Annotated in this window: 28 protein-coding genes; 16 read left to right on the top strand and 12 right to left on the bottom strand. The window is 57.0% G+C overall.

All coding sequences use genetic code 11. The features are described 5' to 3' along the window. Positions 1-8 precede the first annotated feature (8 nt). A complete protein-coding gene (aroB, locus tag DXY10_RS00670) occupies positions 9-1,103 on the top strand; it encodes a 3-dehydroquinate synthase (protein ID WP_115014856.1) in 1,095 nt (364 codons plus the stop codon). Here aroB and DXY10_RS00665 read toward each other — a convergent pair. Next, positions 1,096-2,313, bottom strand: coding sequence for a class I SAM-dependent methyltransferase (locus DXY10_RS00665; RefSeq protein ID WP_115014854.1), 1,218 nt, complete (start codon positions 2,311-2,313; stop codon positions 1,096-1,098). The genes aroB and DXY10_RS00665 overlap by 8 nt on opposite strands. 31 nt (positions 2,314-2,344) lie before the next feature. Between DXY10_RS00665 and DXY10_RS00660 the strand changes: the two genes are divergently transcribed. Then, positions 2,345-3,151: a TPM domain-containing protein gene (locus DXY10_RS00660; protein ID WP_115014851.1), complete on the top strand. Its 807-nt coding sequence runs from the start codon at positions 2,345-2,347 to the stop codon at positions 3,149-3,151. A gap of 29 nt (positions 3,152-3,180) precedes the next feature. Here the strand turns inward: DXY10_RS00660 and DXY10_RS00655 are convergent, their stop codons facing one another. From DXY10_RS00655 to DXY10_RS00640, 3 genes are all read right to left on the bottom strand, one after another. Further along, positions 3,181-3,924: a glycoside hydrolase family 104 protein gene (locus DXY10_RS00655; protein ID WP_115014848.1), complete on the bottom strand. Its 744-nt coding sequence runs from the start codon at positions 3,922-3,924 to the stop codon at positions 3,181-3,183. A gap of 298 nt (positions 3,925-4,222) precedes the next feature. After that, positions 4,223-5,317: a hypothetical protein gene (locus DXY10_RS00645; RefSeq protein WP_371411098.1), complete on the bottom strand. Its 1,095-nt coding sequence runs from the start codon at positions 5,315-5,317 to the stop codon at positions 4,223-4,225. After that, positions 5,314-6,153, bottom strand: a complete 840-nt coding sequence (locus tag DXY10_RS00640; RefSeq protein ID WP_371411106.1) for a TIGR04168 family protein — start codon at positions 6,151-6,153, stop codon at positions 5,314-5,316. The genes DXY10_RS00645 and DXY10_RS00640 overlap by 4 nt, the downstream gene beginning before the upstream one ends. A gap of 68 nt (positions 6,154-6,221) precedes the next feature. Between DXY10_RS00640 and nadA the strand changes: the two genes are divergently transcribed. The 6 genes from nadA (at position 6,222) to DXY10_RS00610 (ending at position 15,454) form a co-directional block, all read left to right on the top strand. Continuing rightward, positions 6,222-7,202: a quinolinate synthase NadA gene (gene nadA, locus DXY10_RS00635; protein ID WP_371411105.1), complete on the top strand. Its 981-nt coding sequence runs from the start codon at positions 6,222-6,224 to the stop codon at positions 7,200-7,202. A gap of 129 nt (positions 7,203-7,331) precedes the next feature. Further along, positions 7,332-8,309 (top strand): ligase-associated DNA damage response exonuclease, encoded by a 978-nt coding sequence (locus DXY10_RS00630; protein ID WP_115014838.1) that lies wholly within the window; start codon positions 7,332-7,334, stop codon positions 8,307-8,309. A gap of 99 nt (positions 8,310-8,408) precedes the next feature. Further along, positions 8,409-10,115, top strand: coding sequence for an ATP-dependent DNA ligase (locus tag DXY10_RS00625; RefSeq protein WP_115014835.1), 1,707 nt, complete (start codon positions 8,409-8,411; stop codon positions 10,113-10,115). 14 nt (positions 10,116-10,129) lie between these two features. After that, on the top strand, positions 10,130-12,565 hold the full coding sequence (locus DXY10_RS00620; RefSeq protein WP_244281873.1) for a ligase-associated DNA damage response DEXH box helicase: 2,436 nt from the start codon (positions 10,130-10,132) through the stop codon (positions 12,563-12,565). Between the two features lie 168 nt (positions 12,566-12,733). Next, positions 12,734-13,300 (top strand): DUF1543 domain-containing protein, encoded by a 567-nt coding sequence (locus DXY10_RS00615; protein ID WP_115015320.1) that lies wholly within the window; start codon positions 12,734-12,736, stop codon positions 13,298-13,300. 258 nt (positions 13,301-13,558) lie between these two features. Beyond that, the gene (locus DXY10_RS00610; RefSeq protein WP_136988957.1) at positions 13,559-15,454 is read left to right on the top strand and encodes a M10 family metallopeptidase C-terminal domain-containing protein; all 1,896 of its coding nucleotides are present in this window, start codon (positions 13,559-13,561) and stop codon (positions 15,452-15,454) included. Positions 15,455-15,606: 152 nt separating this feature from the next. Here DXY10_RS00610 and DXY10_RS00605 read toward each other — a convergent pair whose 3' ends face one another. Next, a complete protein-coding gene (locus DXY10_RS00605) occupies positions 15,607-16,305 on the bottom strand; it encodes a triacylglycerol lipase (protein WP_115015318.1) in 699 nt (232 codons plus the stop codon). Positions 16,306-16,345: 40 nt separating this feature from the next. Between DXY10_RS00605 and DXY10_RS00600 the strand changes: the two genes are divergently transcribed. Together DXY10_RS00600 and DXY10_RS00595 are read left to right on the top strand one after the other, a co-directional pair. Beyond that, positions 16,346-16,825, top strand: coding sequence for a DUF427 domain-containing protein (locus DXY10_RS00600; protein ID WP_115014826.1), 480 nt, complete (start codon positions 16,346-16,348; stop codon positions 16,823-16,825). A gap of 77 nt (positions 16,826-16,902) precedes the next feature. Further along, on the top strand, positions 16,903-17,343 hold the full coding sequence (locus DXY10_RS00595; RefSeq protein ID WP_115014823.1) for an NUDIX domain-containing protein: 441 nt from the start codon (positions 16,903-16,905) through the stop codon (positions 17,341-17,343). Here the strand turns inward: DXY10_RS00595 and DXY10_RS00590 are convergent. Continuing rightward, the gene (locus DXY10_RS00590) at positions 17,337-17,537 is read right to left on the bottom strand and encodes a hypothetical protein (protein ID WP_170955643.1); all 201 of its coding nucleotides are present in this window, start codon (positions 17,535-17,537) and stop codon (positions 17,337-17,339) included. The genes DXY10_RS00595 and DXY10_RS00590 overlap by 7 nt on opposite strands. A 35-nt stretch (positions 17,538-17,572) precedes the next feature. Here DXY10_RS00590 and DXY10_RS00585 point away from each other — a divergent pair, with 35 nt between their 5' ends. Further along, the gene (locus DXY10_RS00585) at positions 17,573-18,370 is read left to right on the top strand and encodes an ABC transporter ATP-binding protein (RefSeq protein ID WP_170955642.1); all 798 of its coding nucleotides are present in this window, start codon (positions 17,573-17,575) and stop codon (positions 18,368-18,370) included. Positions 18,371-18,395: 25 nt separating this feature from the next. Then, positions 18,396-18,593, top strand: a complete 198-nt coding sequence (locus tag DXY10_RS00580) for a hypothetical protein (protein WP_115014816.1) — start codon at positions 18,396-18,398, stop codon at positions 18,591-18,593. 36 nt (positions 18,594-18,629) lie between these two features. Here the strand turns inward: DXY10_RS00580 and DXY10_RS14770 are convergent, their stop codons facing one another. Both DXY10_RS14770 and DXY10_RS00570 read right to left on the bottom strand, forming a co-directional pair. Next, complete coding sequence (locus DXY10_RS14770) at positions 18,630-18,869, bottom strand: DUF6737 family protein (protein ID WP_115014813.1); 240 nt, start codon at positions 18,867-18,869, stop codon at positions 18,630-18,632. Then, entirely contained in the window at positions 18,866-19,516 is a 651-nt protein-coding gene (locus DXY10_RS00570; RefSeq protein ID WP_115014810.1) for a PCC domain-containing protein, read from the bottom strand. The genes DXY10_RS14770 and DXY10_RS00570 overlap by 4 nt, the downstream gene beginning before the upstream one ends. A gap of 99 nt (positions 19,517-19,615) precedes the next feature. Here DXY10_RS00570 and DXY10_RS00565 point away from each other — a divergent pair, with 99 nt between their 5' ends. Next, complete coding sequence (locus DXY10_RS00565) at positions 19,616-19,852, top strand: CopG family transcriptional regulator (RefSeq protein ID WP_115014808.1); 237 nt, start codon at positions 19,616-19,618, stop codon at positions 19,850-19,852. 34 nt (positions 19,853-19,886) lie between these two features. Here the strand turns inward: DXY10_RS00565 and DXY10_RS00560 are convergent, their stop codons facing one another. After that, a complete protein-coding gene (locus tag DXY10_RS00560; protein ID WP_115014805.1) occupies positions 19,887-20,957 on the bottom strand; it encodes a transporter substrate-binding domain-containing protein in 1,071 nt (356 codons plus the stop codon). A 210-nt stretch (positions 20,958-21,167) separates the two neighbouring features. On the opposite strand from DXY10_RS00560, the gene pdeM reads away from it, so the two are divergent. Together pdeM and DXY10_RS00550 are read left to right on the top strand one after the other, a co-directional pair. After that, a complete protein-coding gene (gene pdeM / locus DXY10_RS00555) occupies positions 21,168-21,857 on the top strand; it encodes a ligase-associated DNA damage response endonuclease PdeM (protein ID WP_115014802.1) in 690 nt (229 codons plus the stop codon). Continuing rightward, a complete protein-coding gene (locus DXY10_RS00550) occupies positions 21,854-23,383 on the top strand; it encodes a hypothetical protein (RefSeq protein ID WP_371411097.1) in 1,530 nt (509 codons plus the stop codon). The genes pdeM and DXY10_RS00550 overlap by 4 nt, the downstream gene beginning before the upstream one ends. A 7-nt stretch (positions 23,384-23,390) precedes the next feature. On the opposite strand, the gene DXY10_RS15095 is transcribed toward DXY10_RS00550, so the two are convergent. Continuing rightward, entirely contained in the window at positions 23,391-23,708 is a 318-nt protein-coding gene (locus DXY10_RS15095; protein ID WP_371411096.1) for a hypothetical protein, read from the bottom strand. Further along, the gene (locus DXY10_RS00540; protein ID WP_115014800.1) at positions 23,708-24,178 is read right to left on the bottom strand and encodes a CBS domain-containing protein; all 471 of its coding nucleotides are present in this window, start codon (positions 24,176-24,178) and stop codon (positions 23,708-23,710) included. Before DXY10_RS00540 ends, DXY10_RS15095 begins: the two co-directional genes overlap by 1 nt. Before the next feature lie 30 nt (positions 24,179-24,208). Between DXY10_RS00540 and DXY10_RS00535 the strand changes: the two genes are divergently transcribed. Continuing rightward, complete coding sequence (locus DXY10_RS00535; protein ID WP_244281849.1) at positions 24,209-24,757, top strand: CDP-alcohol phosphatidyltransferase family protein; 549 nt, start codon at positions 24,209-24,211, stop codon at positions 24,755-24,757. On the opposite strand, the gene DXY10_RS00530 is transcribed toward DXY10_RS00535, so the two are convergent. After that, entirely contained in the window at positions 24,723-25,646 is a 924-nt protein-coding gene (locus DXY10_RS00530) for an NAD-dependent epimerase/dehydratase family protein (protein WP_115014795.1), read from the bottom strand. The two genes, DXY10_RS00535 and DXY10_RS00530, sit on opposite strands and share 35 nt — an antisense overlap. Positions 25,647-25,712 lie beyond the last annotated feature (66 nt).

Here is a 25,712-nt window from a genome sequence, read left to right as displayed (position 1 = left end):
GCCCTCTGATGCAACGCATCCCCGTCAAACTCGCGTTGAACCCTTACAACGTCGTGATCGGGAGTGGATCACTTCAGAGTCTTGGCGAGGAACTTCTGCGTACAGATCGCCCTGCACCGCGCAAGGTGCTGGTTGTCAGCAACCCGGATGTGGCCGCTCCCTATGGGGAGATCTGTATGAAGAGCCTGCGAGACAGCGGCTACGAACCGGAACTGTTGGTCATCGAGGCCGGAGAAGACCAGAAGCATCTGGACACGGTGAGCAAGATTCACGATGCAGCCCATCGTTTACGGCTCGAACGCGGTTCCTTGATGGTTGCCCTCGGTGGTGGGGTCGTGGGAGACATGACGGGCTTTGCAGCGGCAACCTGGTTAAGGGGTATCGCGGTTGTGCAGGTGCCAACCACGCTGCTCGCAATGGTGGATGCAGCGATCGGAGGCAAAACCGGCGTGAATCACCCGGGGGGGAAAAACCTGATCGGGGCTTTTCATCAACCCAAACTGGTGCTGATTGATCCGTTAACACTCAACACACTGCCAGCCAGGGAATTCCGTGCCGGGATGGCAGAAGTGATCAAATACGGAGTGATCGGAGATCCCGAGCTGTTTGCTCTTCTCGAAAGCATCGAGACACTCAGTGATGCTTCCGGTCTAGGCGAACAAAACCTGCAAACCATTCTCGAACGATCCACCCAGGCCAAGGCCGAGGTGGTAGCGGCCGATGAACGCGAGGGCGGTCGCCGCGCAATCCTCAATTACGGTCACACCTTCGGGCATGTGGTCGAAAATCTCACTGGATACGGAACCTGGCTGCATGGAGAAGCCGTTGCCATCGGCATGGTGGCCGTTGGAGAGCTTGCGGTTCTACGTGGCGACTGGAGTCGCCTTGATGCAGATCGACAACGCCGATTGGTGCAGAAATGCGGCTTACCCGCGATTTGGCCGGCCTTGGCACAGGATGCCGTTCTCAACACCCTTCAAGGAGATAAGAAGGTGCAAGACGGCCGAGTCAGATTCGTGATTCCCTCCACCATCGGTTCTGTCCATATCGCTTCTGATGTCAGCAGCGATGAGATCAAAGCCTGCCTGGACTCTCTCAGCTGATCTCCGAGGGAGGCTCAAGGAATCGCGCCTGCAGAGGCAGAGGATCGTCCGAAGGATCTCGGCAACGCTGCAGGGCAATCCAGCGAAAGTCACCAAGAGCCGCAGGATCCACAAGACGCAGCAATGCCTCCCGCCGCTGCAAAGCGAGGGCCAACTGGTCCGTTGGCAGTCTCTGCAGATTGTGCAAGCGTTCAGCCAGGCCGAGAGACAGCAATGCCTCCCCCTGTCGGCAGTGACCCAGGCAGAGCCACCCCCGCTCCTTCGCCTGGGCGATCAGGGTGTCGATGCAAAGGTGTGCTGTCAAATCTGTCGAACCTGCATGGCCGAGAAGATCGTCCGACACCTTCTGTTGGCGGTAAGCAAGCAAGGTACCGGCGCTGCGAAGGGCGCTGTAATAACGCGCAGCCTCATGGGCATAGTCAACAATCAGCAGCACTCCGTGGCCTAGGGCACCTGCCGCTGACTGGAGCCAGTCGGGAACACTTTGATGCCATTCCGTGGTCCAACCCTCTGGGGCTCCCTCAGGAGGCAGGACCAAATCGAACTGATGCTGAGCCCATTGCAGTTCCTGTGCCAGATCAACAGGCAAGGGGCGTTCACACCACTGAAGCCTCAATGTCTGATCCGATCCCTTGGCAGCAGTGACCAACAACTGATTCAGTTCTCCCTCTCGATTCACAAGTCGTTCTACGGGCAGTGCATCGAGCAATTCGTGAGCAAGAAAGACACCGATTCGTGGTTCTGAGGCCAATTGCTCAAGACTGCGCCAGCACACCGCCAGCGAGTTGACCTGATCGAGGCGCTTCCGTTGGCGAGCGGCCATCCCTTGATTGAGTTCCACCAGAACCAGCTCGAGGCGATCAAGCCATTCCGGTTGCAAGCGATGCAACTCAGTGATGAGATCAGCCGCTAGATCGCCTTCTCCCGGACCGATGTCCACAAGGCAAAGAGATGCCTCTGGATGCAGAACCGCCAGTTGATCGAACCATTGCACCAATTGCAAAGCCAAGAGAGACGCGAAATCCGGACCCATTGATGGAGAAGTGACGAAATCGCCGTCAGGCCCAACGCGCAGGGTGCCGGCTCCGTAGGCGCCATGGTCGGGATCATGCAGAGCCAACTCCATGAAGCGACGGAAGGAGATGGTTCCACCGGCCTCTTCAAACCGCGTGACCATCCAGGCCGGACAGGGCGCACCGAGGCTTTCCATTCGAGAGAATGCCGATCACTGCACTGGAGCTATGGGAGCACATCGAGGCTTTCGCCCTGTCCTGGCGATGCTCTCCCTGGTTGTTCTGCTGATCGCAGGCAGTCCGGCCTGGGCCAGCGACAATCCTGAATTGCTACCGGATCACCCCACCCCCGTCATTGATCTGGCAAGAGCACTCAGCGATCGGCAACGTGCAGAACTCGAAACCAACCTGACGGCATTTGAGCAACGCACCGGCTGGAAACTGCGTGTGCTCACCCAATTCGAGCGCACTCCGGGATTGGCGGTGAAGGACTTCTGGGGCCTGGATGAGCGCAGCGTTTTGCTGATCGCAGATCCTCGCGGCGGCAACCTGCTCAATTTCAATGTGGGGGATGCCTTTTTCGCTCTGATGCCGCGCACCTGGTGGGTGGAACTGCAGACGCGCTACGGCAATCAGTTCTATGTGCGAGACAACGGTGAAGACGGATCGATCTATGCAGCCTTAGATGCCGTTGAGCTTTGCCTGGATCGTGGGGGGTGCCAGGTCGTACCGGGGCTACCGCTCGAGCAATGGCTCTGGACCCTCACCACCTCAGTGCTGGGTGGACTGATAGCCGGATTCGCCGCTTACCCCAGGGAGAAAGGCGATCTGATCGCCTGGCCGTGGCTGTTGCTGCTGTCTCCGCTATGGGTGATGCTGTTTGGCATCTTCGGCATCGCACCGGTGGTGACCCGAACGAGTGACCTCCTGCCCGTTCTACGCAATGGGATGGGATTCCTTGGCGGTGCGGTGCTGGCCTATTTGATTGCACAGGCGACTGTTGGTCGGAAGCAGGAGGAATCAGATGGATCCTGAGGGCTCTACAGGTGTGCCAGCAGCAGAAATCAGAAGCCGCAGAGGATGGTCGGAGGCCGGCAAACAGGACCTGAAGGCTTGGCAGTCTCGTCTTGATCTGTAGACAGAGCTTCTCGGCGCTGATCGCGCACACGACGAAGTTGAGCCAGGCTGACGTTATAAAAGCTATGCAACCGTGTAAAACGTTTAACCGGTTGTCCGTAGTAACTCACTCCTCGGAGCGTGGGGAACGAGGCCCACTCAGGAGCAAGCAGAGCAGCGAGTTTGGGTGTCAGGTTACCGGTATCAGCCAAGGGAAGGGCCTTCCGGCGTTGGATCAGATAAATAGCCCCTTGGTCTTGGGCTTCAGGACCGAAACCACGCACGCCAATGCTGCGTTGAACCATCTCCCAGGTGAAGGGCATGAACTGATAAGCCCCCGCAGCAGCACTGGCATAACGAGAGGAATAAATCACCCGATTGGGATGACGTTCGAGGGAAGCCATCAGACCGCCTCCGAACATGACCCGATAACCAAGGTCAAGACCGCCCTTCCAGGTTCCTTCAGCGAAACGGATGGTATTGAGCAGGGCCCGGCGCTCAGGTGTGATCACATAAGGAAGGCCGATTGCCGGGGCTTCCTCGGGCAAGTGAACTGAGAGAGACCGTGCGGAGGTTTCAGGCGAAGGGAAAGGGATGGTTGCTGCCTGAACTGCAACCGATGGAATGAAGGCAAAGCAGCTTGCGACGGCCCCTGCAAGAACACGGCAGGTGGTCGGGGCAAGAAAAGTCATGAATTGCGTTCAGGGAGCAACGGTGTTGAACACACCAGTGGAGAACCAGAAGCGGATGGCACCCACAACAAGGAAGAGAATTCTGAAATAAGCAGAAAAACTCATGTCCGTTGTCAACCGAACTCTCCCGAAAGAATCACCCTTGCCCATCCCACATCAGACAGTGAGGCAACCGTCCTGGCATTGATGTTGATTTTTGAATGGCATCTCGCCGCTGAGCTGGCCCTTGAGACTTGGCTTTCAGCCAACTCAAGGATCCAAGCGGCTTTTGAATAAGGAAGGCTTATCTCAGAGTCGTTTAAGCGGATCCGCGCTTCACAAAACGGGAAATGTCCAGGGCAGCGGCCTCAGCACCGTTAGCCGGTAAAGGTTGATCCGTGGCTGGGATCAAAGGATGATTCAGCTGCCAATCACCCTCCGCAAAGCCGCGGGCTGAGAGGAGACGATGAGAACCATGACGACGCAGACCTTGCATCAACACCCTCGCCTCTGCGAAGCCTTCTCTCTCTACGACATGCAAACCCAAGCCAGCGCTCAGCGCCTCAGAGAACGTGCTGAAACCAGGTTTGCCCAGCAAGCGCTCACACAAGGGGATCACATCGACAGGTCGAACTCCAGCTGGCAGTAACGTCACGTTGGTGATGGCCCGCAGGTTGTCGGCATCACGGGGATCTGAAGGAGGCGCCATCAGGAAATGATGGTCAGGCCAGAGATCAAACAATCGGGGATCAATCGAGAGACCCAAACCACCGAAGCCCAAAAAAACCAATCGGGCTTGAAGGCTGCGGAGGCAATGCTGAAGATCCAAAGGCAAAGGTCTGGGCTGGGCCGAAATCAGTCCGATGCTGGATTCAGGCACACCCCAGTCCATCGCCAGATCAAATGGCATGCGCAGCAGACGATCACCGCTGGCATAAGCCTCCCTGGCCTCAAGGCAGTAACGATCAAAGGCTTTACCCAGAGGTGAGTAAATGTCGTCCCAGCCGAAATTACCCATCCAGACCAGCGGTGCATGGATGCGTCGGGCCAACGTACTGATCGCAGGTGGGATGTCACCGAGCACCACTACAGGCAACCCCTGAGCCTTAATCCAGAGAGCTTCCTCGTCAATCTGATTCGGGAGATGGTGTTCAAGGGTGCGCAGGGCCATCAAGGTGGCCTGCTGATCACAGTTGAGAGCATCGGATTGCACCATCCCCACATCCCAGCGCAACTGCCGAAAGAGAACGGGCAAACCAGCGAAAACAAGCCTTAGGAAGGCTGGATCCACTTTGGAACTGACGACGAAGCGCCAGCACGGATGCAACGCATATAACGCCGAAACCACGGCCGCCTGACGGGCAGCGTGGCCATAGCCATGACTGCTGAGAGCGAGATAGACCAGCACCTTCATAACGGGATGCCATCGCCAACTTGATAAAGGGTTTCGGCATAGGCCAAAGATCCATCGGGCAGGTACCAGCGATGACTGACATGATTGAGCTGACCATGGCCGAACTCGACCCAGGAGAAGTGGGTCAGGCTTCGAGCCTCCCCATCCAGGCCTCGACGAGGGACACAGGCCGCATTGAGGTAAACCGTGCCATGACGGTCGCGGTGAAAAGTGCGGCGCTGCCCTTGGTTCGCTTTCAATTGATGGTGCATGTGACCGAACACCACCAGCTGGGGGCGACGTTGGCAGTTGAGGCGATCGAGGGCCAAAGCCAGATCACCATCCCCCCAGTCACAGGCTGGCGCTTTCCAATCCCTCCCACAGGGATCACCCGCTTCAGACCCCAGTCCAGTCGGTCCGCTGTGAGCGAGTAAAACAAGCGGCCAATCGTCAGGGACCGCACCACATGCCGCCACAATCCGTTCGGCCGACTGTTCCATGGTGAGCGGACCAACGACCGCTTGAACAGCAGGGGAGAGGTAAAAACCTCCACCAGCCGTCCCAGGACGACAGCCAACAACACCCAAGCAGGGGGTGTCCCAGTTACGCATCCGCCAAGCACAGTGCAGATCACCCAACAGGTCAATCTGTTGTTGAAAAACAGCCCCACTGCGGTCGCGGCCGCGATCGTGATTTCCCAGGATCACCGCCACAGGGATAGAGAGACGTGTGATCGCCTTCGTCAGGCGGTGATCCCCGTCGCTGAGGTCACCGACAAACAAAACGGCATCGGGGGCGAGGCAGTCGAGCAGACGTGCATCCGCATCAGACCAAACCCCATGCAGATCACCAGCGATGGCCACGCGAAGGCTTGGGGATGTTGCAGTCAGGGGCGGTGCCTAGGCTGATCCCCATCCTGCCGCAGATGGTCCTCATGGCCGCTGTTTCTGTTCCCGCACCGGCCGTGGCTGGCCCTCCGCCACCCACGGAACTTGCAGCGGCAATTGACGCCCTGAGGCGCCAGCGCAACGCGGTGATCCTTGCGCACTATTACCAGGAGCCAGAGGTGCAGGACATTGCCGATTTCATCGGTGATTCGCTTGAACTCTCTCGCAAGGCAGCCAACACCGACGCTGATGTGATCGTGTTTTGCGGTGTTCACTTCATGGCAGAAACAGCAAAAATTCTCAGTCCAGGCAAAACCGTTCTCTTGCCTGATCTTGATGCAGGCTGCTCCTTGGCCGATGACTGCCCTCCGGATGACTTCGCTGCCTTTAAGGCCCAGCATCCCAATCATCTGGTGGTGAGTTACATCAATTGCAGTGCTGCGGTGAAGGCTCAGAGCGACTTGATCTGCACCAGCAGCAATGCCGTCGATCTTGTCCGACAGCTTCCCGATGACAGACCCATTCTGTTCGCTCCGGATCGCAATCTTGGCCGTTGGGTTCAGAACCAGAGCGGCAGGGAGCTCACGCTTTGGCCTGGACGCTGCATCGTGCATGAAACATTCAGCGAGGAGGCACTTCTCAAATTGCAACTGCGTCATGCCGATGCCGAAGTGATCGCCCATCCCGAGTGCATCCAATCACTGCTTGAACAGGCAGATTTCATTGGTTCCACCAGCAAACTTCTCCAATACGCCGAAACCAGCACATCCGAGACGTTCATCGTTCTGACTGAGCCTGGGATCATTCATCAAATGAAGAGGAGGCTTCCTCACAAACAATTCCTCGATGTTCCTGGCACCGATGGATGCAGCTGCAACGCCTGCCCCTACATGCGGCTCAATACCCTCGAAAAGCTTCATGACTGCCTGGTGTCTCTCTCGCCAGAGATCACCATGGAAGAATCCTTGCGCGCCCAGGCGGAAGTACCGATCCAGCGAATGCTCGCGATGAGTCGCTGATCGAAGCCCGTCTTAACGCCCCGAACGGCATTGAGGCTGGACAAGGGCTTCGATGCTGCTGCCGCCTTCGAGAGCCGGGCGTCCAGGGTCGGCGCGCAATCCCTGTGATCGCAAGGTCAGACTGTTGTCATGCCAGTTATGGAGCTCACCGACAGCGGACTGTATTGCAGCAGCGCTGATGCCTGGATCGACCCGCACCGTCCCGTGCGCAGAGCTCTGATCACCCATGCGCATGCAGACCATGCCAAGGCGGGGTGTGGGGAATACTGGGCCACCACAAACAGTGCTGGAATCCTGCGCCAACGTCTCGGGCAGAAGATCAACCTCCAGACACTGTCTTATGGAGAACGTCACCGGATCGGAGCCGCCAGCATTTCCTTTCATAGTGCTGGCCATGTTCTCGGCAGCGCTCAGATCCGTGTGGAGGTCGATGGAGAAGTGTGGGTGGTCACAGGCGATTACAAACGTTGTGCCGATCCCAGCTGCTCTGCTTTCGAACCTGTGAGCTGTGATGTGTTGATCACAGAAGCGACGTTCGCTCTACCGATCTATCACTGGCTTGATGGCGCAGAAATAGCGCACGACATCTGCAACTGGTGGAAAAGCGACACAACGCGACCGTCTCTGCTGTTCTGTTATGCATTCGGCAAAGCCCAAAGAATCCTCGCAGAGCTCGCCGCAATTGGCCTCGATGATGAGGTCTTGCTGCACGGAGCCGTGGAGACCGTCACACGTCATTACCGCTCAGCGAAGGTCGCGATGTTGCCCAGTCGTCCAGTGAGTGAAGTCGCTAAGAACGAAAGCCTGGCTGGCCGACTCGTGCTGGCACCACCATCAGCCCACAGGTCGAGCTGGATGCGCCGATTTCAATCACCACAAACCGGCTTTGCCTCAGGCTGGATGGCTGTGCGCGGCGCGCGACGCCGACGGGGGTATGAACGTGGATTTGTTCTCAGTGACCACGCCGATTGGCAAGGCCTGATCCAAACCGTGAAGGAGAGCAAAGCGAAAAAGGTTTTTGTGACCCACGGCCAGAACGATGTGCTGGTGCGCTACCTCAAGGAAGTCGAAGGAATCGACGCCACTCCCCTCAGCGAACTCAGTTGACCTAACGTCAACCTCGGCTCGTCAATTCTGTGCTGGTCCTTGTTCTGCTCAGCCAACACCTGCAACACGTTGCCCTTGGCCTCAGCCTGACCCCGATCGGTGGAAACATTCGGTGAATTAATCGATTCCTTAGATGGCACCAGCAGCTCCTTGCGCAAAGTGGAGTTGCTTAAGGACTACCTCGTTGCCGTTGATCCCAAGGATGGATGCTGGGCCTTGGCACTGCTGCTCGGGGAACGCCGACGTCGGTTGCTGACGGGGCGGCGATTACGCGAGATCCTGCAAGAGTCAAGCGCATGTCCTGAGTGGTTATTCGACGAATGCCACAGCCACGTCGGCGATTCAGCTGAAACGATCTGCCTGTTATGGCCACAGTTGAAAGATCAATGCCTCCAACGGCCTGAACTGGCGGATCCACAACTCCGCGACCTCCTCGCATCACTGGTGAACAAACCCGCCTTGCACTGGTGGATGGAGACGTTATTGCCGTCCTTGGCGCGTTCCTCCCCAACCCAGCAACAAGAGGCCATGCTCTCGATTTGGGCGGCGGTTCCGGAAGAGCATCATTGGCTCCTCAACAAACTGATCACCGGTGGCTTTCGCATTGGTGTGGCCCGCGGCCTCGTGGTGAAAGCCATTGCCGCTGCCTTCTCTCTACCCAACACCGATGTGCTGGAACGACTAATGGGAGAGATTGAACCGAGTGCCGAGTGGTTTGATCAACTAACAGCACCAGCGAACCAAACGCGAAGCGATCGAGGGGCTGTGCCTTACCCCTTCTTTCTGGCTAGTCCGGTGCAATTAGAGAGAATGGTCTCCAGACCAGCGGAAGACTGGTGGGTTGAATGGAAATGGGACGGGATCCGAGGGCAGCTGATCCGTCGCAAAGAGGGCGTCTTTCTGTGGAGCCGCGGTGAGGAACTGCTGAATGTCAGCTTCCCTGAGCTGGTAACGATGGCCAAAGCATTACCGGTCAACACTGTGCTGGATGGTGAAGTGATCTGTTGGGAACGTGAACAATGCCGTCCCCTTCCTTTCGGTAACCTTCAACGCCGGATCGGCCGTAAGAACGTAGGAGCCAAACTGCGCCATGAATGCCCGGTGCAGTTCATCGCCTATGACCTGCTTGAGCAAGAGGGTCAGGATCTCCGACAGCATCCTCTTGAGCAGCGTCTAACGGCGCTTAACGCCCTGAAATCTGTCGCGGAAACTGAGGAGAGCTGGCGTCTGCAAAACAGTTCTGGCCATCGCTTAGAGAATTGGGATGACTTGGAGCAGCTGCGCACAATTGCAGGTGAAGGCGGTGCCGAAGGGTTGATGCTCAAACAACTGAGTTCGCCCTATCTGGCAGGACGTCAACGCGGTCACTGGTGGAAATACAAGCTTGAACCCATGCGGCTAGATGCCGTCTTGATCTACGCCCAGGCAGGCAGTGGTCGCCGCGCAAACCTTTTTACGGACTACACCTTCGCTCTTTGGGATGACAGAGCGACGGATGACAACAAATCCAAGTTGGTGACCTTCGCCAAGGCCTATTCCGGCCTTGACGATGCTGAAATTCTGAAGCTTGACCGCTGGATCAGGAGCCATACCCGCGAGCGATTCGGGCCCACAAGGGTCGTGGAACCAGAACTGGTCTTTGAACTCGGCTTCGAGGGGATTCAACCTTCCAAAAGACATAAGTGCGGACTAGCCGTGCGCTTCCCACGCATCCTGCGTTGGCGCCACGACCGCACAGCGCAAAGTGCAGATTGCGTGGAGAGTGCGGAGCAATTGTTGAATAGCCCACGAGGGGAGAAACGTTGATCCCAGAAACGTCGATTCTGGAGCCAATCCATGCTTGGTTCAGTCATAAAGGTTGGAGTCCTCAACAGTTTCAACGGGAGGCCTGGCACGCCCATCTAGCTGGACAATCCGGCTTGATTCAGGTGCCAACAGGTTCGGGGAAGACCTACGCCGCAGTCATGGCGGCAATGGCGGACATGCTCGCCGCAACATCCGCGAGAGACGGTATTCAGCTCTTGTACATCACGCCATTGCGTGCCCTCAGCCGTGATCTGGCCAGCGCCCTAGAGGAACCAATCAAGACGATGAACTGGCCATTGCGGGTCGGCATCCGCAATGGCGATACCAGCACAACTGAACGCAATCGACAAATCAAGACACCACCACAGATCCTGATCACCACACCAGAATCGCTTTGCGTGCTGTTGGCGAGTCGGCATGCCAAACGCCTTTTCGCCGGTGTGAGCACGGTGGTGCTGGATGAATGGCACGAGCTCATCGCCAGCAAACGGGGCACCCAAACGGAGCTCGCCCTGAGCTGGTTGCGGCAGCAGAACAGGAAGCTGCAGACCTGGGCCATCAGCGCAACGATCGGCAACCTGCAAACGGCCGCCCGCCATGCTCTCGGCCAAAACAGTCAGCCCATCCTGATCACGCGCGGAGGAGAACGCTGTTTTGAAGTGAGCAGCGTCCTTCCAGACAGCATCGATGGTTTTCCATGGGGAGGGCATCTCGGCCTCCGTCGTTACGAAGACCTGGTGGGACAGCTCGTGCCAACGGTCAGCACTCTGCTGTTCACAAACACCCGCAACCAGGCGGAACGCTGGTTTCAATGTCTGCGTTTCGCCTGCCCCGAGATGGAGGGGCTGCTTGCCCTTCACCACAGTGCGGTTGATCGACAGGAACGAGAAGCGATTGAAGCCGGCGTCAAAGCGGGAACTCTGCTTTGGGTTGTCTGCACAAGTTCGCTCGATCTCGGCGTTGACTTTCAGCCTGTGGAGAGGGTTGTGCAGATCGGATCACCCAAGAATCTGGCTCGCTTGCTGCAGCGGGCAGGGCGATCCGGCCATCGTCCAGGCGACACCTCAAAGGTGCTGTTCATGCCGACCCATGCCCTGGAGTTGCTTGAACTGAGCGCCGTGAGACGTGGGCTCTCATCAGGTTTAGTTGAGGAGCGTCACCCCCCCGATCAACCCCTTGATGTGTTGCTGCAACATCTCACGACCCTGGCCTGCGGTCCAGGCTTTGACCCCAATCAGACCCTGCAGGCCATACGAGGCACAGCCACTTACTGCCAACTCAGTGATCAGGACTGGAACTGGTGTCTGCGTTTCCTGCAGCACGGAGGAGAGTGCCTTGGCGCCTATTCGCGCTACCGCAAGCTTGAGGTCGACGAACACGGACGACTGGTCGTCAAGCAAAGTCCAATCGCACGCTTGCACCGTCTCAACATTGGCACGATCACATCAGCACCTTCGATACGAGTCCGCTTTCTGCGAGGTGCTGTTCTCGGGCACGTGGAAGAAACCTTTATCAGTCAACTGAAAGCGAAGGATGTTTTTTTCTTCGCCGGCCGCCAACTGGAATTTGTGCGTCTGCGCGACATGACCGCATACGTGAAAGCAAGCACACGAAAAAGCACCACTGTTCCTGCCTGGGCTGGTGGTCAAATGGCCCTTTCGGATCTGCTCACCCACCACCTTCGGAATGAGGTTGCCAGGGCCGCACGAGGGGAGTTGGACAATGCCGAACTCCAAGCCTTAGAGCCTTTGTTTGCAAGGCAGCAAGATCTCTCCCTCCTTCCACAGGCGAATCAGCTGCTGCTCGAAACCTGTCAAACGAAGGAAGGCAGCCATCTCTATGTCTTTCCGTTTGAAGGTCGATTTGTGCACGAAGGACTTGGCTTCCTGTTTGCCACCCGATTGACACGATTGCATCGAGGCACGGTCACCGTCTCGGTGAACGATTACGGATTCGAGCTATTGGCTCCTCGCCACTATCCATTTTCTGAGCTGGTCAACCATCACATGGAACATCTTTTGGATGCTGCATGCCTGGAGGAGGATCTGGAACAAGCCCTGAATCTCTCAGAACTGTGCAAGCGACGATTCCGCAGCATTGCCCAGGTGGCTGGGCTGCTGGTGCAGGGTTACCCGGGTCAGAGCAAAAGTACGGGTCAGCTCCAAATCAGTGGGTCTCTCCTGTTCGATGTCTTCAACAGACATGAGCCTTCAAGCTTGCTGTTACGCCAAGCCCGTGAGGAAGTGCTGAAGGAGCAGTTGGAACTGCCCCGCCTCAAGGCTTCACTCGAACGGATGGCGCAGAGCGACATCATCCATCAGCCAACACCGCGACCAGGCCCCCTGGCTTTTCCGCTTCTGGTTGAGAGACTGAACAACCGGATGAGCAATGAATCCCTACTGGAACGGATTCAACGCATGCAGGCCGACGCCTTGAAACGAGAGGGATAAGACGTTTCGCCAGTTCTTGGCATGGTGAATCAGATCGAATGTTTGAGACCAGCTTCTCCGTGCCCATCGGGAAGCGCTTACGCAACCCAGCAGCACCAGGCCAATGCACCGGAGGCAGCTACGGTCAGCATCCATCTCTCCGCTGCAGCTATGGCTTTCGCTGACGCCATGAGATCGAAAACCATTCTTTTTCTCGTGGTACTAGGTGGCCGCACCCGCCAGTCGCATGTCGAGCTTCATGACGTGCGTTGGGTGGCTGGTGAGCGGATCGACGACACCTTTTCGGATCTGAAGCAGCAATGGTTCGGCAGTCGTAGAGGTCTGCACATCGACAGCTACGTCGCCATGCATTGTGTTGATGGCTATGCGATTGAATTGAAACGGGTGGGGCAACGCCAAAGCCAGTCGCAGTTCAATACTGCTGAAGCCCAGGAACAGCGCCTCTGGTTCGTGAACATGGGCGCCTATGAAGCCGACTCCTTACAAGAGCTGCATCATTGCGGTTGCGTTGTTGCGCCCACTGCTGAGGCAGCCAAAGCCAGAGCTCGGCAACGTTGGCTGTGTGGTGCCTTGCACCAGCACAAAGACGACCTGCATGCCATGGATCGGCTGGGTGGGATTGACGACTGCCTACCCATCGAAAGCTTGCAAGGTTGGCAAGTTCATCTTGTCCCCGCGCCCGATCAAACGTCCTGCACCTTCAAGCCCGACTGGGTCGGCTACAAACCGATCTAAGGATTCCCCTGCCATCCGCGAAGGCCTCAGCTGATGGCAGGAGAGCAATCAAGGACGGAACAAGGCCACAACAGAAGGCAAAACATTCTGCAGCACCCCATATATCACGACACTATTGATTGACGAGTGAGACAAATCACTCCAATCCGAGATCAAGCTCATAGGGATGCTTGATCGGGATTGGCACCTCAATTCTTGATCAAGGCGATTGTGAATGCACGGAGATCAACGATCTCTCGTTCCCTCACAATTACGATCATGCCTGTCACTCCTTCTTCCATCAAAACCATCAGCGGCATCGCTAATGAGATGAAATCCGGTCGCTACTTTGCGTCCGGCATCACCAACATCAATTACAACGTCACCGGCTGGTCTCAAGACAGCAACGGCCTGACAGCGGCTCGACAAAACATGATCCGAGACGTGTTCAAGTACTACACGAATGCACTCGGTATCAACTTCAACGAAGTCAGTACCAGTGGGGCCAATACGATCCGCTTCCGAGACAATGACTCCGGAGCTTGGTCTCACGTCGGACCGAATGCATCGGGCCAGACCACCATCAACATCGCTGCAAGCTGGAATGGTGGATCCACCGCAATGGATTCCTATTCCTGGTTCACTGCGGTGCATGAAGTCGGCCATACGCTTGGCCTTCTCCATCCTGGCAACTACAACGGTGCCGGGGTTACCTGGGCCGCTGATTCTGATTACTGGAACGACACCAGGCTGCTCACCACAATGAGCTACTTCAATCCCAACAACGGGGATGGAGTCACTCAAGCTAATGAGCACAGCACCATTACGGGCTCCCATCTCAACAACGCGACACTGATGGCGGCGGACTATTACGCCTTCCGTGATATTTACAGCAATGTGGCAAGCGTTGATGCCCATTCTGGCAATACCACGTTGGGTTTTAACACCAACATCTCGCTTGCGTCTGATCCAGTTTGGAATCAGATGGTCAACAACATCGACAAGAGTCGCTTCTTCTACCATGACAAAGCGACTGGCAGTTACGACACCCTTGACGTCCGCAATTTTGCTGACAATCAACGCATTGACCTACGTGTCACAACCCGAGGCATGACGGATGCCTACTGGTCCAACATCGGTGGTGAAGTCAAAAACCTTGCCTTTGCTGACCACTCCGTTTTTGAGCGAGCCATCTCTGGCAGTGGCAATGACACCGTGATTGGCAACCGGACCAACAACTCGCTGTATGGAATGATCGGGAATGACAAGCTCTACGGCCTATCAGGACGCGACTCACTCTTTGGCAGCATCGGCCACGACAAGCTCTACGGCGGTAGCAGCAATGACAAGCTCTACGGCGGCTCCCACAACGACTACCTCAATGGGGGCTCCCACAACGACTACCTCAATGGTGGTTCAGGTCTCGACAAGCTCGTCGGCAGCACTGGCCATGACAAGCTCTATGGCGGCTCGCAAAATGACAAGCTCTACGGTGGCTCCCACAACGACTACCTCAATGGTGGTTCCCACAACGACTACCTCAGCGGTGGTTCAGGTCTCGACCGTCTGATTGGCAGCACTGGCCATGACAAGCTCTATGGCGGCTCGCAAAATGACAAGCTCTACGGAGGCTCCCACAACGACTACCTCAATGGTGGCTCCCACAACGACTACCTCAGCGGTGGTTCAGGCCTCGACAAGCTCGTTGGCAGCACCGGTCTTGACAGGCTCTACGGCGGCTCGCAAAATGACAAGCTCTACGGCGGCGCCCACAACGACTACCTCAATGGTGGTTCCCACAACGACTACCTCAGCGGTGGCTCAGGAGGCGACACGCTCGTTGGCAGCACCGGGAACGACAGGCTCTACGGTGGCAGCAGCAATGACCGCCTCTCCGGCGGCGACCACAACGACTACCTGTGCGGTGGTACTGGTGGTGATGTGATGAGCGGCGGCCGCGGCAGAGACATCTTCCGCGTTCAAAAGGGTGTTGGTTTCGACAAAGTTCTCGACTTCGCCGATGGTCAAGACCGGATCCTGCTTGGCAATGGCACAAGTGGTGTCAGTGTCACCAATGCCGGCGGCCATGCTTATGTCTGGCAAAGCGGTGATCTCCTCGCACGTGTCAACGGCGCTGCAGGTGATCTCACTCTGGCCGGCAACTATCTGGTCTGATCTCACCCCTTCGTCGGGACTCCTGCGATTGACCCTGCAGCGAGATCCCTATGCTCTTTTGCCCCGCATATTGCGGGGCTTTTTTATGGTCCAGTTCATCTTGTCCCCGCGCCTGATCAAACCTCCTGCACCTTCCAGCCCGACTGGGTTGGCTACAAACCAATCTGATTCGCCCACAGCCCAATCCGGTCATCCGATCCATACCAGCTCGAACCAAACAAGCCGCCATGGGCCGTGTCAGCCAGCACCAGATGGCGTGCTCCTTTTAGCAACGCTGACTGCACAGGCACGAGGCCATCACCGTCGACATCAACGGTTCCGGCAATGTTGCGGTAACTGCCAGAAGCACTGCGGCGACTGAATCCACTTGCATTGGCGGAGGCAAGATCAAGGCAACCAGCGACAGCAAAATAATCAATTCCGTCGACGGCCACACCAGGGAAGCGACGATCAACCATGGCCCTAAGCGGAGTGGCGCGCTTGGCTTGATGCGGGCTGCCGAGGCTGATCAGTCGATTGCAGACTTCAGAGCCCCGATAACAGCGACCAGCGAAGAGGTCGTCTGTGAGATAGAGCCTCAGCATCACGCCACCTGAGCTGTGGCCGATGAGTGTCACCTTCCCCGTTGGCGAATGACGGGCTAGGTGCGTCGCACGTTCATGCACTCGGTCCAGCAAACGCGTCCAACCCAACGCCCAGGTTGTGAGCATCCAATCCAACCGACTGGCTGGAACGACCGCCACCTCCGCACCCTGGTTACGTAGCCAAGAGGCGATACCGGCATAGGCCTCAGGTGTGATCAAGAAACCACCGAGGATGACCACCGGTTGCAAGGGCAGAGAATTGGACATCTCAGTGTTGACCATCCGTCGCCATCATCGGTGAACGCTGATGCAGCAGGTCCCCTTGGAACATGTCCGCGACTATCCACGTCCTCCCAGGATTGAAGAGGCCACTGAACACGTTCTTGTCAAAGTCGGCAATGAGGTGTTGTTCGATGGCACTGGCTGCTTGAAAGTGTTGGAGACCTATCACCCACCCACCTATTACCTGCCACCGGAACAGACCAAGAGGGAGCTGTTAAGGCCAGCCTCAGGTCACAGTTTCTGCGAATGGAAAGGGGTGGCCAGTTACTTCGACGTTTGCAGCCACAGACGAACGGTGCCCAGAGCTGTGTGGTGTTATCACCAACCGTCGCGTGCCTTTGCGTCGATACGCGGTTGGTTCGCGCTCTACCCAGGCCTGATGGATGGGTGCTGGCTGAATGACGAACCAGTGATACCGCAACCCGGCGGCTTCTATGGAGGCTGGATCAGCTCGGCCGTGATCGGTCCCTTCAAGGGTGATCCCAACCATCCCGAGTTGATCTGACCAAACACTCACTTTGAACCCACAGACCAGGTGAATGATCTAAATCAAGCTGATGACAGCGACACCAGTTCTCAACCATGACTGCTCGCACCGAGGTAGCCGTCGCCATGCTGCATCAAAACGACCGCTGGCTTCTGCAACTCCGAGATGACGTTGAAGGGATCATTGCCCCTGGATGCTGGGGGCTGTTCGGGGGGCATCTCGAAGCATGTGAGTCTGCCGAAGTGGGATTGAGACGGGAATTGTTGGAAGAGATCAATCTGCGGGCCCGCCACTTAATGCCCTGGTTCACCCACCTCAACAAGCAACGACTGCTGCACGTTTTCGTGGGCCCACTACCAGTGCCTGTTGATGCACTGACTCTGATGGAAGGACAGGATCTAACCCTCGCGAGCCTTGCCCAGATCCAGAGGGGAAGGATCTACAGCACAGAACTGAAAGAAAGTCGTGCGCTTGCCGGCTGCATGACGTTGGTGGTTCAGCAGCTGCGCTCCAATCCACCTTCGAAAGGTCACTGAACCAGTTCAGAGAAGCTGGAGGATGACCACAAGGGCAAGACCAAGCAGTAACCACCACCACCAACTGATCTTGATTCGTTGCTGAGATCCACGCGGCCTAGAACGAACCACAACCGCGCCCTGAGGGGCTCCACATCGGGCACAAACAAGGCGTCCACCAAGAGAGCGATCCGCTCGCCACGATCTTGATCCACACTGCGAACAGACGGACGACATCAACAACAACTCAGTGAAAGACAGCACTCACCCCTGGCTTGAGCTGCAGGCCGTTGAAGCCTGGATCGAAACCAGATGTGTGTTCCACAATCTCACTCTCAGCCTTCGCACAGGTGAACACACCGCGATTCTCGGACCGAATGGATCGGGGAAAAGCACGTTAGTACGACTGATTGACCGCAGTCTTCATCCTGTGGTCAAACCAGGCTCCCACCTACGACTGCTCGGATCTGATTTACCTCTGCAATGGGAGTTGCGACGACGGATCGGCCTTGTATCAACCGAACTCGAGCAGCGGGTGCCCCGCCTCGTGCGTGTGATCGATCTGGTTCTCTCGGCCTTCTTTGGATCCGTGGGGCTACGTCGGGATCAGAGACCTAGCCAAACCCAGCTGGATCGTGCTTTCAAGCTTTTGGAGCTCTTTGACATCGCCGAGCTTGCCCAGGAACGCTTTAAGTGTCTCTCGGATGGTCAGCGCCGTCGCGTCCTGATCGCGAGAGCATTGGTCCATCAACCGGATGTGCTTGTCCTTGACGAACCGACCAATGCTCTTGACCTGAGGGCTAAGCACAGCCTGCTGAACAACCTTCGTCAGCTCTGTCAATCTCAAACCACTTTGGTGATGATCACCCACCAGGTGGAGGCCATCATCCCCGAGATCAAGCGTGTGATTTGTCTCAAAGAGGGGGCTGTGATGCAAGACGGCCCCAAGGATCAAATCCTGAACGGACCAACGCTGACGACCTTGTTCGACACGTCACTGCAGGTGATCGAGGCTGGTGGCTATCGCCAGGTCATGCCCCTGTCATAGCCTCTCGGGAAGGTGGATCCGAGCCATGAACAGCAACGCCAGCATCGACGCCCTGGAACTGATGCTCACCGATCTACGCACCCGCAACGAACCGATCCGCCATAAAGCAGCATTCCGCGGATGCCAGCCCGAATTTCAGTCCCTCGTTAGCAGACTGATTGGCCAATTGGAAAACGAACTGATGAGCGAAAAGCAGCGCTATCGGCTCGAGCAGCAGCCCTAACCAGCAGTCTGCTCATCCAACACCACAGACGAACGTTTAGGGGGTGTTCCGATCCAACTGGTTTTGCTCAGCCTCCAGGCGATAAGCCGTTGGTGCGAGAACCAGAAACAACACCCACCAAAGCAACACGGCCAACGAAACGGCAATGGTGAGCCAGATGAGGTGAAAGAACCACCAACTCGCGAAAGCGATGCAAAACCCTGTCAGCAGGATTGACCATGGTTGACACCACCAGGGCTTGAGGGCCCAAAGGTCAGCAGTCTGAGGATCTGTCAACGCAGTCGGTCCAGAGATCCATCCGCATGCAGCTGAGCAAGAGCGTCGTAACCGCCGATCACAGAGCCGTCGATGAACACCTGAGGGAACGTGGTCATTGCACTGCGTTGATGCAAAGCGTTGTAGGTCTCATCACTGTCGACAGTGATCAACGCATGGGCAATGTCGAGACTGCGGAGAATGCGAATAGCACGTGTACACCAGGGACATCCTGGGAGCACAGCCACCTCCACTCGCGGAGCAGCAACGGGTTCGACAGAATTCGGCTTAACTCGAGTCGGTTGGTGGAGATCCAGATTGGATGGTGCCTGAGGAAGAGGTTGATCGAGCAGTCCCAAGAGGAGGTCAGCACCCTTGAGCACAAGCGTGCCAGGCTCGAGATGGCCTCCCCACACCTGGCAAGCAGCATCGGAAAGGCTCAGGTGCAAATGAGCTCCATCGGGTGAGAAATGGCCCTGAAGCGTGATGATTTCGAGGTCACCCTCAAGAACATTCGGCTCCGATTGGCCTGGGCATTGAAAAGCGGCTCTAGACAAGTTGCCGACCACACCAAGCACATAACCCGACACGTTGTGGCTGAGGGCCAGAGCTTCAAGGACATGACGCAGATCCTGGCCAGGGGCAAGCTTCATAGCCAGAGATCGCATCACAACTCCCGTTAAGTCCGGGCCAGGTTAACGCGTGCACCCGCCGCTTCCGAGCAGAGGAGAAGGGCTACAATTTAGGCACTAATACGTGTCGTCAACGTGTCAATTCTGCGATCACTTCTGAAGGAGCTGCAGGAACGCCTCGAAGCAGAGACACCATCACCATCCGCCGCAGACGTCGCCGAGGCAGCTGAGTCCGAACGTCTCAATGTGACATTGCCGGGAGGGGTGATGGGACAACTCAAGCAACATGCCCTTCGAGAAGGTCGCAGCTGCAGCAGCCTGGCCTCCTTTTTGATTGAAGATGGGCTCCGACGTCACCACAGCCTTGTGTGAGACCGTCCTTCGACCGGAGAAGCTCCCAAGACGCTTACTTCAAGGCCTGACGGGTGATGCTTTTGATCCTGCCGTCGAGCTGCATATTCACCAACTGCACATCAATCGGGGTGCGCAATGGGCTACCTACAGGCACTGAAAATCCGTAAGCCTGCTTGGCGACAGAGAACGGAGAGACCTTGAGCCCAGAACTCCGATTTTGACTGAGGTAGTACCGGAGCTGAATGGAATCGAACATCACGGCCTGAACCTGGTGGTTCTTGAGCAGAGTGATCGCCTCCGGAAGGGTATTTGCCACTTCGGGCTTGGCACCATAGAAGCTTGCGAGGGATTCGCCGCTGGTGCCTTTGACCACAGCGACCGACATCTGCCTGAGGTCATCGAGAGACTCAATCCCTGATGGCGCCGTCCTTGAGAAGGACACGGTGAAGGCGGTCGCCAGGCCCGCGGTGATCGAGGAAAGAGCAACGAGAGAAAGGACCATCCACACACCGGCAATGACTCTGCCGCTCCTGGACTGGGGGGAACGATCGCCGTAGCCAACCGTGGTGAGTGTGACCAACGCGAACCACATGCCATTGCCAACGCCATGGAAGTAGGCGCGGGGGAATTGATCGCTGTTGCGGCGCCGTTCAGCCAACCAGATCAGATTGCCGACAACAAACAGCAGGAAGACCAAAATCCCAGCCGAGGAGAGTGCCGCCAGGCCAAAGAACGGTTGGAGGCGACTGAACAGGGTCGGCGCTGTGATCGGCACCATCAAGCCTTCTTCCGCCAGGAAATAGGGCTGGGTGAAATCAACATGCGGATCAGCCAGTCGCTCCGGAGTAATGCTGATCGGACCGACAGCTAGATCAAGATCACCCTTCGCAAGGGCACGCAGGCTGGCATCGGTATTGGGCTGACCAACCCACTCGAACGGCTGATTCAAGCGAGTGGACACGTCCTGCCAGATTTCGACACTGATCCCGCTGTAGACACTCCCCTCCCTCACAACAAAGGGAGCCGTGCCACTAATTCCAACCCGAAGCACCTTTGCAAAGGCATCCACAGGGGTGGTTGCCAGGAGGGTGACCGCGAGCAGCAGAAGACGCAGAGGCTGCATGTCAGCTTCAACCCTGATCGAGGCGTCGCACAATCAGGCCCATCGCCACAAGCGAACCAGCCAGAGCAACAAGCAATGCCAGGGTCATGCGGAAATCAAATCGATTACAAGGATGCACATTGGCATTTCTTCAAGGAATGTGCTGGCCAATACAGGGGTTATTCGCCAAGATGCTCAAATGCACTGCGGCTCTGACATCAGGCTCGACCCATGCCGGGGATAAGTCACACCTGGCAATGGCAGCGTGAAGAGCTAGTTTTTCTGGCCGATCGTGCTCTGTGGAGACCCCATTCCAGGCAGCTGTTAGTTGCTGATTTGCATCTCGGCAAGGCCGAACTGTTTCAACGCCATGGCATCCCGATCCCTAGCGATGGCGATCGAGGCACCCTCAACCCCTTAATCAAACTCTGCCAACGCTTCAGCCCTGAACTGCTGATTGTGCTTGGGGATCTGATTCATGGAGAACTTGGCCTAACCGAGAGATTGCGCCAAATCTTGCGTACGCTTCCTCACCTCTGTGGCTGCCCTGTGAAGTTGATCGGAGGCAACCACGACCGCTCAAGCCTGATCGAGGGGCTCCCTCAACAGCCCAGTTATCGATGCGGAGACCTCTGGTTAAGTCATGAACCGGAACCACCGCCTGAACAGCAGGATCAGTTGCTCAATGTCTGTGGTCATGTTCATCCAGTTGCCGGCATTGGCAACGGTTGCGACAGGCTCAGGCTGCCCTGCTTTGCGTACAACCCTTCTCAACAGCGTCTGCTGATTCCGGCCTTTGGGCAATTGACGGGTGGTCACCACTGCGATGAGAGCTATCGCAAATGGCTCGTGGCGGACCATGCCATCGTGCCTTGGTTCGAACCGCATCCGAACCGGGCTGAAGCGAGGGTGGCCAGGTGACCAGCACTCTCTCCAAATCGGCCCAGGCCAGAACGCGCAAGCCTCAGGCTGAATCGCATCAACGCCTTCCTAAGAACAAGACCCCGCGAAAAGCACGCCGCAGGCGGCGTGCTTGGTTCGTGCGCAAACGGCTCTGGATCGTTGGTTTACCCCTGATCACGTTCGCCACGCTCATTGCCCTGGCACCCGACACTCCTGGCCCAGGGGAGCAGGGCACCAGCGCAAGTTTCGACAATCTGGGTGAAGCCGGAGGTGCGTTTCGCTATGTGCCTGACGATGAGGTTTACGCCCTGGATTTCGATCCGCGCAAGGTGAGGATCGGACTGCTGGAGGGATGGGACCGTGAACAGGATGCCTTCCAGGACAGCGCCGCTTTGGCCTACGTCACCGGGCCGATGTACGAGCGTCACCTCGAAGCAGGCGGCCAGGAGATCACCGTTCCCCTGGGAGACCTCAAGTTCGGACAAAAGGTCTGGAAGGGGCGCAATCGCACCGCAGCTCGTCAACGCGCTTCGATCGGCATCCGCAAAGACGGCGGTGTCGATTTCAGCTATGGCGAACTGACAGCCGAGAAGTCCGATCTCTACGACACATTCATCGGAGGTCTGCATAGCGTTTACAACGACCTTGAAGAGCCGCCAGCGGCCTACACCGGTGCTTACAGCATCAGCATGGGCCAACGGATCCGTTACTACCTGCCACGGATCCGAATGGTGTTCGGGCTCCGTCAGGACGGCCGACTCGAGATGTTGATGAGCAAAGACGGCCTAACACTCGAGCAAACACGAGACCTGGCAAGACGACGGGGGCTGGTGAGCGCCTATCTACCCGATCATGCCTCCAAGAGCAGACTCATCATTCCTGGGGTCAAAGGCTTCACAGAAGAAGACGCCAATTGGATCAGTGGCGGGGCAACCAGTTTCGTGCACGTTCCATACCTGCTGCGTTTGAGTCAACGCCGCGCCCCCCTTCGCGGTGACCTGATGGACAACATCGGGCTGAAGATCAGGATGAACAATCGCTGTTCCAATCCCTTGGACTGCAGTCAGTGGCTAGCAGGACGGCTTTTAGACCGCTCTCTCGCAGGACTGAACCGGGTGATGGAACAAGGCGTAGAACCGGTTGCACGCATGATCTGGCCGCCAAAATCGGGGCCTGTTCAACGACCGGATCTCGAAGCAGAGCAAACATTGGAGATCCACTCTGATCGCTCCCCTCTTCCTGAACCACCGATTACCGCAGATCCTCTGGTCTTGAGAGAGAGTCTCCAGCCCGCCCCCAACCTCATTCGCGGGGAGTCTGCCGAACAACAAGTTCCTCCAGTTTCACCAAGTCTCCGTCCGACGCTGCCACCTGACTTGCCACCCCCGCTTGTCATGCCTGATCCACTGGCCATGCCACAACCAAGCGAGACAGAAGGCATCAGCGAGACCGAGAGAGCTGACAACGATTTATCCGCTCATCCGGCACCTGAACAATTCCATGACGCGCCGCCGCCGCCGCTGCTGCCTCCACCAATGCCCTGAGGCATGCTCAGGGCCTAAAAATTCCATTGCAGTCATCTTGAGGAGGCCGGCGGAAACAACCTCCATCGGGTGACCAGTAACCCAAAGCAGGAAGGCTGAGCCGTCGCCGACGGGCCTCTGCATCAACCGCCTCCACTCCGATGGCAGTGATCAAAACAAGTCCTTCCTTGTCAACAAGATCAAGGAAGGCGCTTTCTTCCATTTCATCAACTGGACGAGCTGAAGCCTCTGGCAATGCCGGCTGGAGAGGGACTCCAAGTGTCGTCCCCAACGCCAGGAGTAACAGTGCAGACGGACGGATCGCGATGTTCACAGCAGTACGCATCAACCACCCTGATCAGCGAGGGCTCTCACCACATCCCCTCGGGTGATCACGCCAACAGGTTGCTTGCTTTCATTCACGACATAAAGACGTTGGGTACTGCGCTCATGCAGCAGAGCAGCTGCTTTAGGCAACGGCAGTGTTTCCGCACAGGAGTGCGTGTCCTCAACCATCAGATCCTTCACCGCGTCACCCAGGACCTGATGGACCTGTTTGTCCCAGTTCAGTGGATTACGTAGATAAATCACGCTGTCCAGGAGCATGACGTAAGGACCGGCATCAACACCGCTTTCTCTCACCATCAGATTCTGCTCGGTTAATTCACCGATCAGTTCCCGGTTGCCGTTGACCACTGCAAGCCCACTGATGTGGTGCTGACTAAGCAATCTCACAGCTTCCTGAAGTTCGGTTTCAGGCGTGACGGTCAATACCGGAGAGGTCATCACATCGCGGACCGTCTGCTGAAGCACCATGGAATGCAACCAACTGCATGCATTCTGAGCTTGGAATCCCGATGGCGCACCTGGGCCGATCGCCTCACCGTATTCAGGGCGGTAGCAGGTCTTCCTTTGCTAATGGCCCTGATCGCCCAACAACAAGCCCTGGCCTGGAGCCTCCTGCTACTGGCTGGCATCAGCGATGCCCTTGATGGCTGGATGGCGCGTCGCGCAGGTGGAGGTAGCAGCTGGGGGGCTCGGCTTGATCCACTCGCCGACAAACTTCTACTCGCCGCTCCTCTGATCTGGTTGGCAACGCATCAAACACTGCCGTTGTGGGCGGTCTGGCTCTTACTCGCCAGGGAAATGCTGATCTCAGGTTGGCGCAGGGATGCCGACGATGGGGCGCCAGCGTCCCGCTGGGGAAAAGCGAAGACTGTTTTGCAATTCACCAGCCTGCTCTTGTTGCTCTGGCCCGAGACTTGGGGGCCAGAGCCTCTGATCCTGTCCTTGCAGCAACTGGGGTGGTGGCTGTTCTGGCCTTCACTGCTTTTAGCCCTTCATTCAGCGGTGGGGTACCTCAAGCCAGGCCGATCAAGGCCGCATCACCACTGACATCGGGGGAGGCTGATGGTCGTTGGCTGTAGTCGAGATCGTAGTTGTGCTGGAAAGCGGAGATGGCATCGAAGCGAGGCACCCAGGCAAGCTCTCGTTCGGCGCGGCTCACGTCGGTAAGGAAGTGGTCAAGGCGTAACGGAAAGGCCTTGCGTGCCTTTGGATTCAGACCACTGGGATCGAAGTGACGGATGTCCACAGTGCTGGGATCCTTACCGCAGGCAAGAGCAGCCGCCTTCACGACACCAGAGAAGGTGATTCCTTTGCGAGATGAGCAGTTGTAGATGCGATTCGCCGCTGCATCCACAGCCAAGGACCTCAGCATCGCGTCGGCGAGGTCGTCCACATGCCCCAATTGCGTGATGGTGGTGCCGTCACCAGGCATCGGCACCGGCAGATCATGACAAACACGATCGAAGAACCACCGTTCCACAGGGTTGTAGTTACCCGGGCCAACGATGTAGGTCGGCCTGAAGCTGGTGAAGGGGATCCCCTCCCGTAGCAACCAAGCCTCAGTTTCCGCCTTGCCAGCGTGACGACTGGCTGGATCCACCTCCGCCTGCTCGTCCAATGGCCAAACATCCGAACCGGCGTAAACACCAGCAGAGCTGACATAAAGAAGCCGGTGTGAAGGCGCGCCGGTGACCGCCACCACCGACTGCGTGTCAACCAGTGAACGACCTGAACTATCGATGATCACATCGAAGTCGTGACCTTTGAGCTGCACCAGATCCTCTGGATTGGTGCGATCGCCTTTGAGATGCACAACAGCATCTGGAGCGGCTTGACGCCCTCGGGTGAACAGTGTGAGCTCATGCCCCTGAGCCAACAGAGATGCCACCAGAGGCTTCCCCACAAAACGAGTTCCACCCATCACAAGGATCTTCATCACATCAGCGCCACTCGCCGCTATTGAAGCGTGTGTTGTGACTCAGCACTGCAGGATGATCAAGAG

Origin of the sequence: Synechococcus sp. UW140 (assembly GCF_900474295.1) — a bacterium.
Lineage (GTDB): Bacteria > Cyanobacteriota > Cyanobacteriia > PCC-6307 > Cyanobiaceae > Synechococcus_C.
This window is presented reverse-complemented; position numbering and strand designations above follow the sequence as displayed.

Excerpts from the sequence above, each read along its gene's own strand:
- aroB (WP_115014856.1), top strand. The coding sequence starts at position 9 with ATGCAACGCATCCCCGTCAAACTCGCGTTGAACCCTTACAACGTCGTG.
- DXY10_RS00665 (WP_115014854.1), bottom strand. The coding sequence starts at position 2,313 with ATGGAAAGCCTCGGTGCGCCCTGTCCGGCCTGGATGGTCACGCGGTTT.
- DXY10_RS00660 (WP_115014851.1), top strand. The coding sequence starts at position 2,345 with ATGGGAGCACATCGAGGCTTTCGCCCTGTCCTGGCGATGCTCTCCCTG.
- DXY10_RS00655 (WP_115014848.1), bottom strand. The coding sequence starts at position 3,924 with ATGACTTTTCTTGCCCCGACCACCTGCCGTGTTCTTGCAGGGGCCGTC.
- DXY10_RS00645 (WP_371411098.1), bottom strand. The coding sequence starts at position 5,317 with ATGAAGGTGCTGGTCTATCTCGCTCTCAGCAGTCATGGCTATGGCCAC.
- nadA (WP_371411105.1), top strand. The coding sequence starts at position 6,222 with ATGGTCCTCATGGCCGCTGTTTCTGTTCCCGCACCGGCCGTGGCTGGC.
- DXY10_RS00630 (WP_115014838.1), top strand. The coding sequence starts at position 7,332 with ATGCCAGTTATGGAGCTCACCGACAGCGGACTGTATTGCAGCAGCGCT.
- DXY10_RS00615 (WP_115015320.1), top strand. The coding sequence starts at position 12,734 with ATGAGATCGAAAACCATTCTTTTTCTCGTGGTACTAGGTGGCCGCACC.
- DXY10_RS00610 (WP_136988957.1), top strand. The coding sequence starts at position 13,559 with ATGCCTGTCACTCCTTCTTCCATCAAAACCATCAGCGGCATCGCTAAT.
- DXY10_RS00605 (WP_115015318.1), bottom strand. The coding sequence starts at position 16,305 with ATGTCCAATTCTCTGCCCTTGCAACCGGTGGTCATCCTCGGTGGTTTC.
- DXY10_RS00600 (WP_115014826.1), top strand. The coding sequence starts at position 16,346 with ATGCAGCAGGTCCCCTTGGAACATGTCCGCGACTATCCACGTCCTCCC.
- DXY10_RS00595 (WP_115014823.1), top strand. The coding sequence starts at position 16,903 with ATGACTGCTCGCACCGAGGTAGCCGTCGCCATGCTGCATCAAAACGAC.
- DXY10_RS00580 (WP_115014816.1), top strand. The coding sequence starts at position 18,396 with ATGAACAGCAACGCCAGCATCGACGCCCTGGAACTGATGCTCACCGAT.
- DXY10_RS00570 (WP_115014810.1), bottom strand. The coding sequence starts at position 19,516 with ATGCGATCTCTGGCTATGAAGCTTGCCCCTGGCCAGGATCTGCGTCAT.
- DXY10_RS00560 (WP_115014805.1), bottom strand. The coding sequence starts at position 20,957 with ATGCAGCCTCTGCGTCTTCTGCTGCTCGCGGTCACCCTCCTGGCAACC.
- pdeM (WP_115014802.1), top strand. The coding sequence starts at position 21,168 with ATGCCGGGGATAAGTCACACCTGGCAATGGCAGCGTGAAGAGCTAGTT.
- DXY10_RS15095 (WP_371411096.1), bottom strand. The coding sequence starts at position 23,708 with ATGCGTACTGCTGTGAACATCGCGATCCGTCCGTCTGCACTGTTACTC.
- DXY10_RS00540 (WP_115014800.1), bottom strand. The coding sequence starts at position 24,178 with ATGGTGCTTCAGCAGACGGTCCGCGATGTGATGACCTCTCCGGTATTG.
- DXY10_RS00530 (WP_115014795.1), bottom strand. The coding sequence starts at position 25,646 with ATGAAGATCCTTGTGATGGGTGGAACTCGTTTTGTGGGGAAGCCTCTG.